15 protein-coding genes are annotated in these 17,815 nt (G+C 64.3%); 8 read left to right on the top strand and 7 right to left on the bottom strand.

Features of this window, described 5'->3' with window-relative positions:
* Positions 1–3 precede the first annotated feature (3 nt).
* From BMY03_RS14660 to BMY03_RS14635, 6 genes are all read right to left on the bottom strand, one after another.
* A complete protein-coding gene (locus BMY03_RS14660) occupies positions 4–861 on the bottom strand; it encodes a symmetrical bis(5'-nucleosyl)-tetraphosphatase (RefSeq protein ID WP_094011469.1) in 858 nt (285 codons plus the stop codon).
* Entirely contained in the window at positions 861–1,241 is a 381-nt protein-coding gene (gene apaG / locus BMY03_RS14655) for a Co2+/Mg2+ efflux protein ApaG (protein ID WP_023629263.1), read from the bottom strand. Before apaG ends, BMY03_RS14660 begins: the two co-directional genes overlap by 1 nt.
* Before the next feature lie 137 nt (positions 1,242–1,378).
* Positions 1,379–2,170 carry a 16S rRNA (adenine(1518)-N(6)/adenine(1519)-N(6))-dimethyltransferase RsmA gene (rsmA, locus tag BMY03_RS14650; RefSeq protein WP_094011468.1) on the bottom strand — a complete coding sequence of 264 codons (792 nt, stop codon included), beginning with the start codon at positions 2,168–2,170 and terminating at the stop codon, positions 1,379–1,381.
* Positions 2,167–3,156, bottom strand: coding sequence for a 4-hydroxythreonine-4-phosphate dehydrogenase PdxA (gene pdxA, locus BMY03_RS14645; protein WP_094011467.1), 990 nt, complete (start codon positions 3,154–3,156; stop codon positions 2,167–2,169). Before pdxA ends, rsmA begins: the two co-directional genes overlap by 4 nt.
* Positions 3,153–4,472 (bottom strand): peptidylprolyl isomerase, encoded by a 1,320-nt coding sequence (locus BMY03_RS14640; RefSeq protein WP_094011466.1) that lies wholly within the window; start codon positions 4,470–4,472, stop codon positions 3,153–3,155. The genes pdxA and BMY03_RS14640 overlap by 4 nt, the downstream gene beginning before the upstream one ends.
* Complete coding sequence (locus BMY03_RS14635; RefSeq protein ID WP_094011465.1) at positions 4,453–7,263, bottom strand: LPS-assembly protein LptD; 2,811 nt, start codon at positions 7,261–7,263, stop codon at positions 4,453–4,455. Before BMY03_RS14635 ends, BMY03_RS14640 begins: the two co-directional genes overlap by 20 nt.
* 132 nt (positions 7,264–7,395) lie before the next feature.
* On the opposite strand from BMY03_RS14635, the gene BMY03_RS14630 reads away from it, so the two are divergent.
* The 3 genes from BMY03_RS14630 to BMY03_RS14620 are packed head-to-tail and all read left to right on the top strand — an operon-like array spanning position 7,396 to position 9,849.
* A complete protein-coding gene (locus tag BMY03_RS14630; protein ID WP_094011464.1) occupies positions 7,396–8,415 on the top strand; it encodes an aminoglycoside phosphotransferase family protein in 1,020 nt (339 codons plus the stop codon).
* Complete coding sequence (murU, locus tag BMY03_RS14625) at positions 8,412–9,083, top strand: N-acetylmuramate alpha-1-phosphate uridylyltransferase MurU (RefSeq protein WP_023632128.1); 672 nt, start codon at positions 8,412–8,414, stop codon at positions 9,081–9,083. The genes BMY03_RS14630 and murU overlap by 4 nt, the downstream gene beginning before the upstream one ends.
* Before the next feature lies 1 nt (position 9,084).
* Positions 9,085–9,849 carry a TerB family tellurite resistance protein gene (locus BMY03_RS14620; protein WP_038707236.1) on the top strand — a complete coding sequence of 255 codons (765 nt, stop codon included), beginning with the start codon at positions 9,085–9,087 and terminating at the stop codon, positions 9,847–9,849.
* Positions 9,850–9,900: 51 nt separating this feature from the next.
* On the opposite strand, the gene BMY03_RS14615 is transcribed toward BMY03_RS14620, so the two are convergent.
* Positions 9,901–10,905 carry an alpha/beta hydrolase family protein gene (locus BMY03_RS14615; RefSeq protein WP_094011463.1) on the bottom strand — a complete coding sequence of 335 codons (1,005 nt, stop codon included), beginning with the start codon at positions 10,903–10,905 and terminating at the stop codon, positions 9,901–9,903.
* Positions 10,906–11,000: 95 nt separating this feature from the next.
* Between BMY03_RS14615 and BMY03_RS14610 the strand changes: the two genes are divergently transcribed.
* The 5 genes from BMY03_RS14610 (at position 11,001) to BMY03_RS14590 (ending at position 17,815) form a co-directional block, all read left to right on the top strand.
* Complete coding sequence (locus BMY03_RS14610) at positions 11,001–13,403, top strand: PAS domain-containing sensor histidine kinase (RefSeq protein ID WP_094011462.1); 2,403 nt, start codon at positions 11,001–11,003, stop codon at positions 13,401–13,403.
* Positions 13,397–14,029 (top strand): response regulator, encoded by a 633-nt coding sequence (locus BMY03_RS14605; RefSeq protein ID WP_172670942.1) that lies wholly within the window; start codon positions 13,397–13,399, stop codon positions 14,027–14,029. The genes BMY03_RS14610 and BMY03_RS14605 overlap by 7 nt, the downstream gene beginning before the upstream one ends.
* 224 nt (positions 14,030–14,253) lie before the next feature.
* Complete coding sequence (locus BMY03_RS14600; RefSeq protein WP_094011461.1) at positions 14,254–15,366, top strand: ABC transporter ATP-binding protein; 1,113 nt, start codon at positions 14,254–14,256, stop codon at positions 15,364–15,366.
* 40 nt (positions 15,367–15,406) lie between these two features.
* Complete coding sequence (locus BMY03_RS14595) at positions 15,407–16,441, top strand: ABC transporter substrate-binding protein (RefSeq protein WP_023630660.1); 1,035 nt, start codon at positions 15,407–15,409, stop codon at positions 16,439–16,441.
* A gap of 126 nt (positions 16,442–16,567) precedes the next feature.
* Positions 16,568–17,815: an ABC transporter permease gene (locus BMY03_RS14590; RefSeq protein WP_094011460.1), complete on the top strand. Its 1,248-nt coding sequence runs from the start codon at positions 16,568–16,570 to the stop codon at positions 17,813–17,815.

Genomic DNA, 17,815 nt, shown 5'->3' with positions numbered 1-17,815 from the left:
CCTTCATGGCTGATCGTTGAGAGATGCCGGCGGGCGAGGTGTGCCTTCGCGGGTGCAGTCGCAGCGGTGGAATTCGCCGCTGTCGACATTGTACAGGGTCATCGCGCCCCCCCAGACACAGCCGGTGTCCAGGGCAATCACACCGGGGACGTCGACCCGGCCTTCGAGGGCTGCCCAGTGGCCGAAGATGATCTTCACATGGCGCGAGCGGCGGTCCGGGTGAGCGAACCATGGTTTATAGCCTTTGGGCGCGCTGTCGGCGCCTTCCTTGCTCTTGAGGTCGAGCTTGCCGGTGGCGGTGCAGAAGCGCATGCGGGTGAAGTAGTTGGTGATCACTCGCAGGCGTTCGACGCCGGCCAGATCCTTGCTCCACTTGTTCGGCTCGTTGCCGTACATACCGTCCAGATACAGTTTCAGGCGACTGTCGTCGCGCAGCACCTCCTCGACCTCCGCCGCCAGCTCCAGCGCCTTGCCCAGGGTCCACTGCGGCGGGATGCCGGCATGGGCCATGGCGATGCCGCGGGCTTCGTCGTAGTGCAGCAGTTTCTGCTGGCGGAGCCAGTCGAACAGATGGTCGGCGTCCGGGGCTTCGATGACTTCGCGCAGGGTATCGCTTTTCTTCAGGCGCTCGACATTGTGCCAGGCGGCCAGCAGGTGCAGGTCATGGTTGCCCAGCACGCAGACCAGCGCATGGCGGATCGAGTAGAGATAACGCAACGTCTCGAGGGACTCTGGGCCACGGTTGACCAGGTCGCCCACCAGCCACAGGCGATCGACAGCCGGGTCGAAGCGCACGCGCTCGAGCAGGCACTTGAGTGGTTGCAGGCAGCCTTGCAGGTCCCCGACGGCATAGGTGGCCATCAGTGCAGCGCCCCGGGCACGGCCAGGCGGAACGGGGCGATCTGGGCATCGAAGCGTTTGCCGTCTTCGGCGAACATCTGATAGCTGCCCTGCATGGTGCCGACGCGGGTGCTGATCACCGCACCGCTGCTGTAGGTGTGGCTCTGGCCTGGCTCGATCAGCGGCTGTTGGCCGATCACACCGGCACCGCGCACCTCCTCGACTTCGCCGTCACCGTTGGTGATCAGCCAGTGGCGGGACATCAGCTTGGCCTTGAGCGTGCCGTTATTCTGCACGGTGATGGTGTAGGCGAAGGCGAAGCGGCTGCTTTCGGGGTCGGATTGTTCTTTGAGATAGCGGGTCACGACGCTGACGTCGATCTGGTAGCGGGGGTCGGACATGCAAGGGCCTTGGGCGAACTGACGCAATAACGCAGTCTAGGCCATTGGCGGGGGTGGAGGCCAGTCATGCCTGAGCGCGGGGCAAGCCCACCCCCAGGGTGGGACGGGCTTGTCCTGCGCAGGCTCGGTCAGGCCTGCTATTCGGCCAGCTTGTCGGCCAGGCGCACGAAGGCGGCGAGGTCGAGCTGCTCGGGGCGCAAGCTGCCGTCGACGCCAGCGGCCTCGATGGCCTGGCTGTCGAGCACGCCCTTGAGCGTGTTGCGCAGGGTCTTACGGCGCTGGTTGAAGGCTTCGCGCACCACGTGCTCCAGCAGCTTGGGGTTCTTGGCCGGGAAGGGCAGCACTTCGTGGGGCACCAGGCGCACGATTGCCGAGTCCACCTTTGGTGGCGGGTTGAAGGCACCCGGGCCGACGTTGAACAGGTGCTCCACGCGGCAGTGGTACTGCACCATGATCGACAGACGGCCCCAGTCGCCGCCGCCAGGGCCCGCAGCCATGCGTTCGACCACTTCCTTCTGCAGCATGAAATGCATGTCGCGGATCAGGTTGGCGTGGGCCAGGAGATGGAAGATCAGTGGCGTGGAGATGTTGTAGGGCAGGTTGCCCACCACCTTGAGGCTGCGCTCCGGCACACCCAGCTGATTGAAGTCGAACTTCAGGGCGTCACCCTGGTGCAGGCGGAAGTTGTCGCGCCCGGCGAACTTGTGTTGCAGGATCGGCACCAGGTCTTTGTCCAGCTCGACCACGTCCAGCTGAGCGCCGCTGCCCAGCAGGCCCTCGGTCAGGGCGCCCTGGCCCGGGCCGATCTCCAGCAAGTGTTCGCCGGCCTTGGCGTTGATCGCCCGCAGGATACGGTCGATGATTCCGGCGTCATGCAGGAAGTTCTGGCCGAAGCGCTTGCGCGCCCGGTGTTGGTATTGCTCGGTCATGGTCGGTTCTCGGCCATCTGGTAGGCGGTTTGCAGGGCGACGCGCAGGCTGCCGGTGTCGATCCGGCCGGTGCCGGCCAGGTCCAGGGCTGTGCCGTGGTCGACCGATGTGCGGATGATCGGCAGGCCCAGCGTCACGTTGACCGCGGCGCCGAAGCCCTTGTACTTGAGCACGGGCAGGCCTTGGTCGTGGTACATCGCCAGCACCGCGTCGCAGTGCTCCAGATATTTGGGGGTAAACAGGGTATCGGCCGGCAGTGGGCCGCGCAGGTCCATGCCTTCGGCACGCAGGCGTTGCAGCGCCGGCTCGATGATGTCGATTTCTTCGCGGCCCAGGTGGCCGCCTTCTCCGGCATGCGGGTTGAGCCCGCAGACCAGGATGCGTGGGTTGGCGATGCCGAACTTGTCGCGCATGTCCGCATGCAGGATGCGGGTGACGCGCTCCAGGCGCTCGCCAGTAATGGCCTCGGCAATGTCCCGCAGTGGCAGGTGGGTGGTCACCAGTGCCACACGCAGCCCGTGGGTGGCCAGCATCATCACCACTTGCGTGGTGTGGGTGAGGTCGGCGAGGAACTCGGTATGCCCGGAAAAGGCGATACCGCTTTCGTTGATCACGCCCTTGTGCACCGGCGCGGTGATCATCCCGGCGAAGTGCCCGTCCAGGCAGCCTTGCCCGGCACGGGTCAGGGTTTCCAGGACGAATGCGGCGTTGGCCTTGTCCAGCTGCCCGGCTGTCACCGGGCGGGCCAGGGGGGTATCCCAGATATACAGGCTGCCGGCGGCAGCCGGTTGCTCCGGCCAGGCGGTCGGCACAACCGTGATCAGCTTGACGTCCAGGCCCAGCTGCGTGGCCCGCTCGGCGAGCAGGTCACGGCTGGTGATGGCGATCAGGGGGTAGGGCTGTACCTCGGTGGCGAGCAGCAGGCACAGGTCGGGACCGATGCCGGCAGGCTCGCCGGGGGTGACGGCGAAGCGCAGGGGTTTCACTGGGCGGCCTGGTCGGCGCCAGGCAGCTTGATTTCAACGTAGGCTTCGTCGCGGATCTGGCGCAGCCAGTTCTGCAGCTCTTCGTCATACTTGCGGTTGCGCAGGACGTTCATGGCCTGCTGCTCGCGAGCCTGTTCGGTGCTGTCGGTGGCGCGGCGGCCAAGCACTTCCAGCACATGCCAGCCGTACTGGGTCTTGAACGGCTTGGTCACCACGCCTTGCTCGGCATTGGCCATCTGCTCGCGGAACTCAGGTACCAGGCTGTTCGGGTCGACCCAGTTGAGATCGCCGCCGTTGAGTGCCGAGCCCGGGTCTTCCGAGAAGCTCTTCGCCAAATCGGCGAAGTTTTCACCGTTCTGGATGCGGTCGTACAGGCGCTCGGCCAGTTGCTCGGTGGCGGCTTCGCTGCGGATTTCGCTCGGTTTGATCAGGATGTGGCGAACATGCACTTCGTCGCGCAGCACGCTTTGGCTCCCGCCGCGCTTCTCTTCCAGCTTGAGGATGATGAAACCGGTGGGGATGCGGATTGGCTGGGTGATATCGCCGACCGCCATGCCGCTGAGCATCTTGGCGAAGTCTGGAGGCAGTTGGCCTGCCTGGCGCCAGCCCATTTCGCCGCCTTCCAGGGCATTTTCACTGCGCGAGCGGGCGATGGCCATCTGGCCGAAGTCCGCGCCTTGACGGAGTTGCTGGTAGACATCACCTACCTGACGCGCTGCAGCCTGGATTGCCTCCGAGTTGGCACCTTCCGGGGTCGGGATGAGAATGTTGGCCAGGCGGTATTCTTCTGACAATTGCATCTTGCCCAGGTCCGAGTTGAGGAAGTTCTTCACTTCTTGCTCGGACACCTGAATGCGCTCGGCCACGCGGCGCTGGCGCACACGGCTGATGATCATCTCGCGCTTGATCTGATCGCGGGCGTCATCGTACGACAGGCCATCATGGGCCAGGGCTGCACGGAACTGTTCCAGCGACATGCCATTGCGCTGGGCAATGGTACCGACGGCCTGGTTCAGTTCTTCGTCGGTGATGCGGATGCCTGAGCGCTCGCCGATCTGCAGTTGCAGGTTCTCGACGATCAGGCGTTCCAGCACTTGCTGTTCCAGTGCGCTGGTGGGCGGCACGCCGCCGCCACGTTTGGCGATGGTCTGCTGCACTTCGCGAACGCGCTGGTCCAGTTGGCTCTGCATGACCACGTCGTTGTCGACGGTGGCCACGATGCGGTCGATGGGTTGTACCGCGGCATGCACCGCGCCACTCAACAATGCGGCGCCCAGCATCAGCGGGCGCAGACGATCAATAAGCTTGCTCTTCACGGGTACGGTAACCTTGAATGCCTTGGTCCAGGAACGATTCGACCTTGTTGCCGACTACACCACCGAGCCCTTTGAGCACGATCTGCAGGAAGATGCCGTGGTCGCCCTTTTCGTTTTCAGGTAGGGCCTGGCTGAAGTCGTCGTAGTCCATCCAGTAGCGACTGATCAGGCGCAGTTTCCAGCAGCAGTTGTCGTACTCGAAGCCGCCCATCGCTTCCAGTGTGCGGTTACGGTTGTAGTCATGCTGCCAGCGGGCAATGACGCTCCATTGCGGCACGATCGGCCAGATGACCGAGAAGTCGTGCTGCTGGATCTTGTAGTAGTCCTTGATGTAACCCGGCGTGCCCGGCGTACCGTAGTCACCACCGCCGACCTTCCAGTTACCGGTCTGCGAGTCGTAGGTGATCAGGTCGTTGCGGTAGCGATAGCCGAGATTGACGACCTTGTTCGGGTTGTCCTCGGGCTGGTAGTGGAACATCGCGCTGCCTGAGCGAGGGCTGTGGGTGTCCGGGTCCCAGTTGTAGGCCGAATTGAAGCGCCAGTCGCGGTTGAAAGCGTATTCGTATTCAAGCGCGTACGGCGACACATCCGACTTGCTGTCCACTCGGGTACGGTAGTCGATCCCTGGCAGTTGGACCTTGCGATCCTTGAAGTAGAACGCCTGGCCGATGCTGAAGCGCTGGCGTTGGAAGCCGTTGTCTTCGATCCAGCGGTTGGTTACGCCCAGCGACAGCTTGTTCTCGTCGCCAATACGGTCGGTGCCAACGAAACGGTTGTCGCGGAAAAGCGAAGAGTAGTTGAACGTGTTCTCGCCGGTGTCGAAGAGCGGGATATCGGTCTGGTCTTTGTACGGCACATAAAGGTAGAACAGGCGTGGTTCCAGGGTCTGGCGGTAGTTGGTACCGAACAGCTGGGTGTTGCGATCGAAATACAGGCCACTGTCGACACTGAAGACCGGAATGTCGCGATTCTGGTTGCTCTTGAAGTCGCCGTAGAGTTCAGTCCGGCCTGGATTGTCGATCAGGTCCTGTTTGCCCTTGCTGTCCAGATCCAGATCGTAATGGGTGTAGACGTATTTCAGTTTCGGGGTGATGAAACCATAGCTTGCCTGCATGGGCAGGCTGATCGCCGGTGCAAGATTCAGGCGAGTGCCATTGGAGCGAGCAACACCGAAGATGTTCTCGTCCAGGCGACGACCTGCACGACCGGCAGACGCGTCGGGTTTGCCGTCCTTGTCAAGAACGAAGTCGTCCTTCAAGTCACGATCGAAGCGTACCGCTTCGCTGTCGTAGGTCAGGTCGAAGCCACCCGGATGGTAGGGCAGCATGCCGTTGAAAGTGATCTGCGGCAGTCGGTCGTATGGAGTGGTCTGCGAAATGGTCGCCATCTCGTAGGCATGCACGTTCAGACGTGCGGTATAACTGTCACCCCGGTAGGTCAGCGCGCCCTGCTGGTTGACGATGTCTTGGGTCTTGATGCCGATCTGGTCAGATTCCAAGTCCTGGAAATAGAACGGGTCACTGATGTCGGTGTAGTCCACCTCGGTCATCAGGCGCTCGTCGAGGCCGCCCTTGTGCTGCCAGTTGACCATCCAGCGGTCTTTCTTGTAGTCCGTCTGCTTCTTGCGGTCATCGTCCTGATCGTTCAGGAACGCGCCACCGAACTGCCCTTCGCTGGACTTGGTCAGGTAGCGGAACTCGCCTTCCATCAACATGCCGCGCTTGGTCATGTAGCGCGGGTACAACGTGGCATCGTAGTTCGGTGCCAGGTTGAAGTAATACGGCGTGACCAGCATGAAGCCGGTGTCGCTGCTGGAGCTGAACGACGGCGGCAGGAAGCCGGACTGGCGACGGTCGTCGATCGGGAAGTAGATGTACGGTGTGTAGAACACCGGGAAATCCTTGACCCGCAGCGTCACGTTGGTCGCGGTGCCGAAGCCGGTGGCCGGGTTCAGGGTGATGTTGTTGCCCTTGAGTTGCCACGCGTTGCTGCCCGGCTCACAGGTGGTATAGGTACCGTCCTTGAGGCGGATGATGGCGTTTTCCGCACGCTTGGCGTACAGCGCGTTGCCGCGGATGTGCGACTTGTGCATCACGTATTCGGCGTTGTCGACCCGGGCCTCGCCGGTATCGAGCTGGATCTGCGCTTCGTCGCCGACCACCAGCGAGCCGTTGTCGCGGATCTTGACGTTGCCCTTGAGCTCGCCGCGGTTTTCGGCCTGGTACAGGTTGGCTTCGTCGGCTTCGGCCTGCATGCTGCCCTGGCGCATGACCACGTCACCGGCGAGGGTGGCGATCTGCTGCTCCTGCTGGTACTTGGAGACCTTGGCGTTGATGTAGGTCGGCGACTCGTCCTTGGGCGTGGAGTCGTTCATGCCCGGGCGGGTCGGCTCGATGTAGGCGCCGCCGCAGTACGGGCCGGTCTCGGCCAGCTGCGCGGCAGTGAGCTTCTCGCGCGGGACCCAGTCCAGATGGCTGTAGTCTTCGCTGCGCGACTTCAGGCCGCGGCCCTTGGCCTCGGTGACCAGCATCGGCTTGTCGGCCTCGGTCGCGGCGACTTCGCCGGATGCCTCGGCACCCGTGCTGGCCGCGGCAGCGCCCGGGTGTACCGGGCGCGGAGGCAAGTTGGCAGCGGTCTTGGGCTTGCAGTCCCAGCCACCGGAAGCGGACACTTGGCAGTCGAACTGCTCGGCCGCTACCACGTACGACGTGGCCAGGGGTTGCAGGGCCAGCAAACCGCCAGTCACGAGCAACGGAAACTTTCTACGAAACGCGGGGGATTTCAATGCCATCTTATTAGTCCGGGCTTCCTGCGTGCCATCTGCCCGCGTGTGGGGGCCGCACGCCTCTCGATGGTCTGAAAAAGATGCTGGATAATAAAGCATGACCCGCTTGACGGCTAGGGCCGTCGGAGAACCCTTGTAATGCCCGATCACGATGTACGCCTGCAACAACTGACCGCCTGGCTTGCCGGGCAACTGGAGAACCTCTTCCGTACCAATGCCTGGGGCGAAGTGCCCGCCGGCAGCCTGACCGCCGCCAGCAGCGATGCGAGTTTCCGCCGCTACTTCCGCTGGGAGGGCGCCGGGCACAGCTTCGTGATCATGGATGCGCCGCCGCCCCAGGAGAACTGCCGCCCGTTCGTCGACATCGACCATTTGCTGGCCACGGCCGGCGTGAACGTGCCGGTCATCCATGCCCAGGACTTGGAGCGCGGTTTCCTGCTGCTGGGGGATCTCGGCCGCCAGACATACCTGGACATCATTGATCAGGGCAATGCCGATGCCCTGTTCGCCGACGCCATCGATGCGCTGCTGGCGTTCCAGCGCTTGCCGATGGACGCGGCACTGCCCAGCTACGATGTCGCCCTGCTGCGCCGTGAGGTCGAGCTGTTCCCCGAGTGGTACGTGGGCCGCGCGCTTGGCCTGAGCTTCAGCGACGCGCAACAGGCCATTTGGCAGCGGGTCAGCCAGCTGCTGATCGACAGTGCCCTGGCCCAGCCCAAGGTACTGGTGCACCGCGACTACATGCCGCGCAACCTGATGCACAGTGCGCAAAATCCAGGCGTGCTGGATTTCCAGGATGCGGTCTATGGCCCGGTCACCTACGACATCACCTGCCTGTTCAAGGACGCTTTCCTCAGCTGGCCCCAGGCCCGCATCGAGGGCTGGTTGCGTGATTACTGGCGCAAGGCGCAGGCCGCCGGGATTCCGGTACAGGCAGACTTCGAAGCCTTCCAGCGTGCCAGCGACCTGATGGGGGTGCAGCGCCACCTCAAGGTGATCGGTATCTTCGCGCGCATCTGCCACCGCGACGGCAAGCCACGCTACCTGGCCGACGTGCCGCGTTTCTTTGCCTATATAGATGAGGTGATCAGCCGCCGGCCTGAGCTGGCCGAGCTGGGCCAGCTGATTGCCGAACTCCAGGCCGGGGCGCGTTCATGAAGGCGATGATCCTGGCGGCAGGCAAGGGCGAGCGCATGCGCCCGCTGACCCTGCACACGCCCAAGCCGCTGGTGCGAGCCGCCGGCAAGCCGTTGATCGAGTATCACCTCGAGGCGCTGGCCCGTGCCGGTATTGGCGAGGTGGTCATCAACCACGCCTGGCTTGGCCAGCAGATCGAGGATCACCTGGGCGATGGCAGCCGCTTCGGCCTGGTGATCAGCTATTCGCCGGAGGGCGAACCGCTGGAGACCGGTGGCGGGATCTTCAAGGCGCTGCCGTTGCTGGGTGATGCGCCGTTCATCCTGGTCAATGGCGATGTCTGGACCGACTACGACTTCGCCGGCCTGAATGCGCCGTTGCACGGCCTGGCGCATCTGGTGCTGGTGGACAACCCCGGCCACCACGGCCGGGGCGACTTCCGCCTGGCGGACGGGCAGGTGAGCGATGGCGATGACGCCCCGGGAACGCTGACTTTCAGTGGTATCTCTGTACTGGACCCGGCGCTGTTCGCAGGTTGCCAGCCCGGCGCATTCAAACTGGCCCCGTTGTTGCGCAAGGCCATGGCCGACGGTCGAGTGAGTGGTGAGCACTACCGTGGCCACTGGATCGATGTCGGCACCCTCGAGCGTCTGGCCGATGTCGAGCGCCTGATCGGGGAGCGTGCCTGATATGTGGTGGCCGAGCACAGTGATTGGTGCCGGTGCCGGTTTCGCCGTGGCCAGCATCCCCGGCGCGTTGCTGGGGGCGCTGCTGGGCCAGGCCATGGATCGGCGCCTGCGGCTGCAGGGTTGGGAAGACGTGCGCGAGCGCCTGGGCGGGCGCCCGGCGCTGCGTGACGAAGAGTTGTTGTTTGTGTTGCTCGGCCGCTTGGCCAAGAGTGATGGCAGGGTTGTCGAGGGTCACATCCAGCAGGCGCGACAGGAGATGTCCCGTCTGGACCTGGCGGAACCTGCTCGGATGCGAGCGATTGCCGCGTTCAACCGCGGGAAGTCGGGCAAGGAGCGCCTGGGGCACTACCTGCGCCGTATCAGGGTGCAGCCCCACGGCGCCGAAGGTACCTTGCGCGCCTGCTGGCGCATGGTCTGGGCCGACGGCAAGGCCGGGCGGCAGGAACGCGACCTGTTGCTGGGCTGGGGCCAGCAACTGGGGCTCAGTCGCAACCAGGTGCAGGCCTTGTCGCTGGAGTATGAGCCTCGCCGGTCGTCGATAGAAGGTGGCGTCATGACCTATGCGGCGGCGCTGAGGTTGCTGGGGGTGGAGCCGGACACCGAGGCCGACCGGGTCAAGCAGGCCTATCGGCGATTGCTCAGCCGGCATCATCCGGACAAGCTGGTGGGCAGTGGCGCCAGCGAAGCGAAGGTGCGCGAGGCGACCGAGCTTACCCGCGAGCTGCATCAGGCCTATGCCATGATCCGCAAGCGGCGGGGCTTGTAACGCCATTGTGGGCAAGGTCGCGCCTGCCGGAGTAGGCAGGCGCGGTCACTCTTACTCTGCCTTCGGCGTCAGCCAGCCGCGTACCCGACGCAACAGTTGTTCCTGCTCCGCCGATTTGTTGCCAGGCACGGCCATCAGCGAAAGCTGTCGGTACAGGCTGCTCTTCTGCCGCTTGCTAGCTTGCAGGCGCTGCTGGGCCGCGAGCCGATCGGCTGTGCGGGTGGCGTAGTAGAGGTCGGCGGTCGGCACCTTGAGGGTCGGCGTCAGGCTCAGCAGGTCATGCTCGACCCGCGCCGGTGTCTGCGCGGCGACCATCACCAGTTTCTGCACTTGAGGCGGCTGCTTCTCGCTGAGATAGCGCGCGGCCCAGTATGCGCCACTGCCGCTGCCCAGCAGCACGATGCTGCGCGCCTTCTGCTGCTGGGCATAGGCCACGGCGGCGTCGAGGCGGGCGAAGATACGCTCGGCGTCCTCCTCGCTGGTGTGTTCGTCGGCTTCGACCGCGTCGGTGCTCTCGGCGGTATCCGCTTCCGGCGCGGTTGCCTGGGCGACGTTGGCGTTGGCATCGGCAGGCGTGTCCTTGGCCGGAGCCGACTCGCCGTCCTCTTTTTTCGGTTCGACTGCAGGCTTGGCCTCGACCCGCGCCTGCGGGCGCTCGGCCAGCAGGTCGGGCATGCTCAGGCTCAAGGTGCCCCAGCCGACATCGGGGAAACCACGGCGCAGCGGGCCAACGGTGGTCGGCCAGTCGGCGCTTTCGCCCGCGCCAGGGACAATGATCACCGCGCCTTGCGGGTCGCTGTCGTTGGCCGGCTTCCACAGCGCCAGGAAGTTTTCACCATTGGCCTGCAAGGTCTGTTGTTCTGCCTTGGGTACCTGGCGCTCGAGGGCCAGTGCATCGTCCTGGCTACGCTCGAGCAGCGGTGGGCGCGGAGCGGGGGCGGAGGCGGCCGCCTCGACGGGCGCTTCGGGTTTCTCGGCGTCGTCGGCCTGAGCCGCGAACGGCAGGGCCGAAGCCAGGCAGAACATTGCCAGCGTCGTGCGATAAAGTGTGAACATCGATCAATCCAAGGCCAGAATCATACTGGCAGCCTAATGGTATTTGCCCGCGACGGCCACGCCAGGTGGCCGTCATTGCCAAGACGAGCGTAGAGATGAAGCGAGTGCGTTGCCTGTGGGTTATCGGCTGGTTGTGTCTACCCTTGATCGCCCTGGCCAAGCCGCCGGCGCCGCCCGCAGTGGTACTGGATCCAGCCCAGCAGCAATGGTTGGACGAACACCGCGGCTTGCGCGTCGGCCTGGTACTGCAGGCGCCCTATGCCCAGTTCGACCGCCGCCTGCAGCAATTCTACGGGGCCAACGTCGAACTGGTCGGCGCCCTGTCCCAGGCGTTGGGCCTGGATTTGACCTGGCGCGGCTTTGCCGATCAGGCCGCCCTTGAGCATGCCTTGCAGGCGGGCGAGATCGATTTCGCCCCAGGCCTTATGCAAACGCCGACCAGCCTGCGGCTGTGGCTGTTCAGTGACCCTTACATGCGTGTGCCGCAGCTGGTGGTGGGGATGCGCAGCGGCGCGGTAGCCGTGGAACTGGAAAAACTGAACGCCAATGACCGCGTGGCGGTACGCATGCCCGGTACCTTGGCGGATTACCTGCGCGGCAACTACGGCAATCTGAACCTGCAGGGTGTACCCGACGAGCGCGAGGCCCTGCAGTTGGTGTTGGGCGGGCAGGCCAGCTTCGCCGTGCTGGACGAGGCGCAGCTCAGCCGGCTGTCGCGCGAAGGCGAGTTCGCCGACCTCGCGGTGGTGGGTGATATCGGTCTGCCGCAACTGCTGCGGGTCGGCTCACGGCGCGATTGGCCAATGCTGGCCGATATTCTTGAGCGTGCCTTGCAGGTCCTGCCGGCCAAGACTCTGGAGCAGATGCACCAGCGCTGGTTGCAGCCCAGGTATCCACGGTTCTCCGAATCCGCCGGGTTCTGGCAGAACCTGGCCTTGCTGTTCGGCCTGCTGCTGCTGTGCGCCTTGGCCACCCTGGCTTGGCAGCGTCGTCAGCAGCGCGGCCTGGAGCGTGGGTTGCTGGCGGCCCGGGAGAGCCTGGTCGAGCGCCAGGTGCGTGAGGAGGCTTTGCGTCTGAGTCAGTTTTCCATCGACCAGAGCACGGTGGGCATCCTCTGGGTCAACTGGGACAGCCATGTGCGCTACGCCAACCATGCCGCCGAGCGCATGCTGGGCTTTGCCGAGGGGGCGTTGCTGGAGCTGCCACTGGTCGTTATCGAGCCGAACCTGAAGATGGATCGCTGGCTGGAACTGTGGAAGCGTGCCCGTACCGGAGATGGCGGCGAACAGCAGTTCGAAAGCCAGTGTCGGCGCGCCGATGGCAGCCTGTTCCCGGTCGAGTTGTCGCTGTCGTTCCTGCGTTTTCGCGATGCCGAGTACCTGGTGGTGTTCCTCGCCGACGTCACCGAGCGCCGGCGCGACCTGGCCGCGTTGCGCGAAAGCGAGGCGCGGCTCAAGGGGATCGCTGGCAACGTGCCGGGGCTGGTGTTCCGCCTGGAGCGCGATCCGGCCGAAGGCGACCCGGAATTTCCCTACATCAGCGAAGGCAGCGAGGCGCTGGTCGGCTACACCCCGGCGGCGATCCAGCACCCGCAGATGGGGCTGCGCAACCTGGTCCACCCGGAGGATCGCGCCGACTACCATCGGGTCCAGGACCTGGCCTTGGCCAGCGACCGGGACTGGTCCTGGCAGGGGCGTATCCTCACCCGCCAGGGCGAGCAGCGCTGGGCCGACATCAAGGCGACCACTCGCCGCCTGGCCGATGGGCGCATGGTGTGGGATGGCGTGGTCTGGGACATCACCCAGGGCAAGCAGGCCGAGCTGGCGCTGGCCGGGTCCCAGGAGCAATTGCGCGAGTTGTCGGCGCACCTGGAAAGCGTGCGCGAAGAGGAGAAGGCGCGGATTGCCCGCGAAGTCCACGACGAACTGGGGCAGATGCTCACGGTGCTCAAGCTTGAGGTGTCGATGTGCGAGCTTGCCTTCGCCGAACTGGATCCCGCCCTCAACGAGCGCCTGGCCAGCATGAAGCGCCTGATCGCCCAGCTGTTCCAGCTGGTACGCGACGTGGCTACGGCCCTGCGCCCGCCTATCCTCGACGCCGGCATCGCCTCGGCCATCGAGTGGCAGGCGCGGCGTTTCGAGGCTCGCACGCAGATCCCCTGCCTGGTGCAGGTACCGGACAATCTGCCACCCTTGAGCGATGCCAAGGCCATCGGCCTGTTCCGTATCTTGCAGGAGGCGCTGACCAACGTCATGCGCCATGCCCAGGCGCACACGGTGCAGATCGAGCTGGTTCACGAGGCCGGGCAGTTGCGCATGACCGTGATCGACGACGGCGTGGGGTTTGCCATGGAGGCGGCGCGGCCGACTTCGTTCGGCCTGGTGGGTGTGCGTGAGCGGGTGCTGATGCACGGTGGCAGCATGAGCCTGGACAGCGAGCCGGGCGAGGGCACCAGCCTGAGCGTGGCGATTCCTTTGAAGCAGGAGAAACAATCGTGATTCGAGTGCTGGTGGCGGAAGACCACACCATCGTCCGGGAAGGCATCAAGCAATTGATCGGCCTGGCCAAGGACATGCAGGTGGCGGGCGAGGCGGGCAATGGCGAGCAGTTGCTGGAGACCCTGCGCCACACGCCCTGCGAGGTGGTGCTGCTGGATATCTCCATGCCTGGGGTGAATGGCCTGGAAGCGATCCCGCGGATCCGCGCGCTGAACAACCCGCCGGCGATCCTGATGCTGTCGATGCATGACGAGGCGCAGATGGCGGCGCGGGCGCTCAAGGCCGGAGCGGCGGGCTATGCGACCAAGGACAGCGATCCGGCGCTGTTGCTCACGGCCATCCGTCGAGTGGCGGGGGGAGGGCGCTACATCGACCCGGCCCTGGCCGACCGCATGGTATTCGAGGTGGGCCTGACCGAAACCCGGCCGCTGCACACCCTGCTGTCCGAGCGTGAGTTCTCGGTGTTCGAGCGCCTGGCCCAAGGCGCCAACGTCAACGACATCGCCCTGCAACTGGCGCTGTCGAGCAAGACCATCAGCACCCACAAGGCGCGGCTGATGCAGAAGCTCAAGGTCAACTCGCTGGCGGAGCTGGTGAAATACGCCATGGAGCACAAGTTAGTGTGAGTGTTCTGGTTACGACAATGGCTTTTACGCGATCTCACCGCAGGAGCGGCTAAAGCCGCTTCTGCAAAGCTCGAGTTACCTGAAAACGCCATCCTTGTAGGGCGATCCCTACAACAAGTCTTCCATCCGGATGATGGCATTCTCTCAGCGCCCCCGATTTCCGGGGCTTTACGCGTCTTCTACGCTTTTGCCTACGCAGTCATTCCAACAAGAAGGTGCAGGGCATGAGCGAGGCGAATTCGAACGAGACGCTGGTCAGCTTCCGAGGTGTGCAGAAGAGCTACGACGGCGAATCGCTGATCGTCAAGGACCTCAACCTGGACATCCGCAAGGGCGAGTTCCTGACCCTGCTCGGCCCTTCCGGTTCGGGCAAGACAACCAGCCTGATGATGCTGGCAGGTTTCGAGACCCCCACCGCCGGTGAGATCCAGCTGGCCGGGCGCTCGATCAACAATGTGCCGCCGCACAAGCGCGATATCGGCATGGTGTTCCAGAACTACGCACTGTTCCCGCACATGACCGTGGCCGAGAACCTGGCCTTCCCGCTGACCGTGCGCAACCTCAGCAAGACAGACGTCAGCGAGCGGGTCAAGCGCGTGCTCGGCATGGTTCAGCTTGATGCCTTCGCCAAACGCTATCCCGGCCAGCTTTCCGGTGGCCAGCAGCAGCGCGTGGCGCTGGCACGCGCCCTGGTGTTCGAGCCGCAACTGGTGCTGATGGACGAGCCGCTTGGCGCCCTCGACAAACAGCTGCGTGAACACATGCAGATGGAGATCAAGCACATCCACCAGCGCCTGGGCGTGACCGTGGTCTACGTGACCCACGACCAGGGCGAAGCGCTGACCATGTCCGACCGGGTGGCGGTGTTCCATCAGGGCGAGATCCAGCAGATCGCCGACCCGCGCACCCTTTACGAAGAGCCTTGCAACACCTTCGTCGCCAACTTCATCGGTGAGAACAACCGCATCAACGGCACCCTGCTGGCCAGTGACGGTAATCGTTGCCAGGTGCAACTGGCCCGTGGCGAGCGGGTCGATGCGCTGGCGGTGAATGTCGGCCAGGCCGGTGACCCGGTGACCCTGTCGATCCGCCCCGAGCGGGTACGCTTGAACGGCCACAGCGAGAACTGCGTCAACCGCTTCTCCGGTCGTGTCGCCGAGTTCATCTACCTAGGTGACCACGTGCGGGTACGCCTGGAGGTCTGTGGCAAGGCCGATTTCTTCGTCAAGCAGCCGATCGCCGAGCTCGACCCGGCCCTGGCTTTGGGCGACGTGGTACCGCTGGGCTGGGAGGTGGAGCACGCCCGCGCGCTCGATCCGATTGCCGAGGCCCATTGATGGTTTGCTTCACCAACCCTGAACTGTGGAGAGAATAATAATGCGCAAGCAGTTGAAACTGACCGCCCTGGCCCTTGGCCTGTTCGCCGCCGGCCAGGCCATGGCGGCCGACCTGACCGTGATTTCCTTCGGCGGCGCCAACAAGGCGGCCCAGACCAAGGCGTTCTACGAGCCTTGGGAAAAGGCGGGCAAGGGCAAGATTGTCGCCGGGGAGTACAACGGCGAGATGGCCAAGGTCAAAGCCATGGTCGACACCAAGAGCGTCAGCTGGAACCTGGTCGAGGTGGAGTCGCCGGAGTTGGCCCGGGGTTGCGATGAAGGCATGTTCGAAGAGCTTGACCCCGCACTGTTCGGTAATGAAGGCGACTTCGTGCCCGGGGCCATTCAGCCGTGCGGCGTGGGCTTCTTCGTCTGGTCCACGGTGCTGGCCTACAACGCCGACAAACTCAAGAGCGCGCCTGCCAGTTGGGCCGATTTCTGGGACACCAAGAAATTCCCGGGCAAGCGCGGCCTGCGCAAGGGCGCCAAGTACACCCTCGAATTCGCCCTGATGGCTGACGGCGTCGCACCCAAAGAGGTGTACAAGGTGCTGGCCACCAAGGAAGGCCAGGACCGCGCCTTCAAGAAGCTCGACGAACTCAAGCCGAGCATCCAGTGGTGGGAAGCCGGTGCCCAGCCGCCGCAGTACCTGGCCTCGGGTGACGTGGTCATGAGCTCGGCATACAACGGTCGTATCGCCGCGGTGCAGAAGGAAAGCAACCTCAAGGTGGTGTGGAACGGCGGCATCTACGACTTCGATGCCTGGGCCATCCCGAAAGGCGCCAAGGATGCGGAGGAGGCGAAGAAATTCATTGCCTACACCGTCCAGCCCGAGCAGCAGAAGACTTACTCCGAGAACATTGCCTACGGCCCGGCCAACTCCAAGGCCGTCCCGCTGCTGGCCGACGCGGTGAAGAAGGACATGCCGACCACCCCTGAGAACATCGCCAACCAGGTGCAGATCGACGTGGCCTTCTGGGCCGACAACAGCGAACAGCTGGAGCAACGCTTCAACGCCTGGGCGGCGAAGAAGTAAACCATCTGGAGCCTTCATCGCCGGTAAGCCGGCTCCCATAAAACCTGTGCAGTACTTGTGGGAGCCGGCTTGCCGGCGATGGGCTGCGCAGCAGCCCCAATTTCAGCCTGTATCGCGGAGTTCGCCATGGCCATTGCAGTGCCCCTCAACGAAGGCGCGGGTAAAAGCCTCAAGCAGCGCCTCAAGCATGCCGAGCGGGTCAACCGCTGGAAGGCCCAGGCGTTGATCGCGCCGCTGGCGCTGTTCCTCCTGCTGGTGTTCCTGGTGCCGATCGCGGCACTGTTGTACAAGAGCGTCGGCAACCCCGAGGTTGTCGCCGGCCTTCCGCGCACCGTCGAGGCAGTCGCGCAGTGGGATGGCAAGAGCCTGCCGGGCGAGGAGGTCTACAAGGCCCTGAGTCAGGACCTGGCCGAGTCTCGCAAGAACCAGACCCTGGGTGACCTTTCCAAGCGCCTTAACATGGAGCTGGCCGGCTACCGCAGCCTACTGGCCAAGACCGCGCGGGCGCTGCCGTTCAAGGCCGAGCCTGCCTCCTATAAAGAAGCCTTGCAGACGCTCGACGAGCGCTGGGGCGATCCTGCCTACTGGCAGGCGATCCGTCGCAACACCAGCAGTGTCACGCCGTTCTACCTGCTGGCCGCGCTGGACCACCGTATCGACGACCTGGGCGAATTGGCCAAGGCCACCCCCGATCAGGCCATCTACCTGGACATCTTCGCTCGCACCCTGTGGATGGGGGTGGTGATCACCGTGATCTGCCTGGTGCTGGCGTATCCCCTGGCTTACCTGCTGGCCAACCTGCCGACCCGGCAGAGCAACCTGCTGATGATCCTGGTGCTGCTGCCGTTCTGGACCTCCATCCTGGTGCGGGTGGCTGCATGGATCGTGCTGTTGCAGTCAGGCGGGCTGATCAACAGTGCGCTGATGGCCGTGGGCATCATCGACCAGCCGCTGGAACTGGTGTTCAACCGTACCGGCGTGTACATCTCCATGGTGCACATCCTGCTGCCGTTCATGATCCTGCCGCTGTACAGCGTGATGAAAGGCATCTCGCCCAGCTACATGCGGGCGGCGATCTCCCTCGGCTGCCATCCGTTCGCCAGTTTCTGGCGGGTGTACTTCCCGCAGACCTACGCCGGTGTCGGCGCCGGCTGCCTGCTGGTGTTCATCCTGGCCATCGGCTACTACATCACCCCGGCGCTGCTGGGCAGCCCGAACGACCAGATGGTCAGCTACTTCGTCGCCTTCTACACCAACACCAGCATCAACTGGGGCATGGCCACCGCCCTGGGCGGGTTGTTGCTGCTGGCCACCGTGCTGCTGTACCTGATCTATAGCTGGCTGGTCGGCGCCAGCCGCCTGCGCCTGAGCTGA

Origin of the sequence: Pseudomonas soli (genome assembly GCF_900110655.1) — a bacterium.
GTDB lineage: Bacteria > Pseudomonadota > Gammaproteobacteria > Pseudomonadales > Pseudomonadaceae > Aquipseudomonas > Aquipseudomonas soli.
This window is presented reverse-complemented; position numbering and strand designations above follow the sequence as displayed.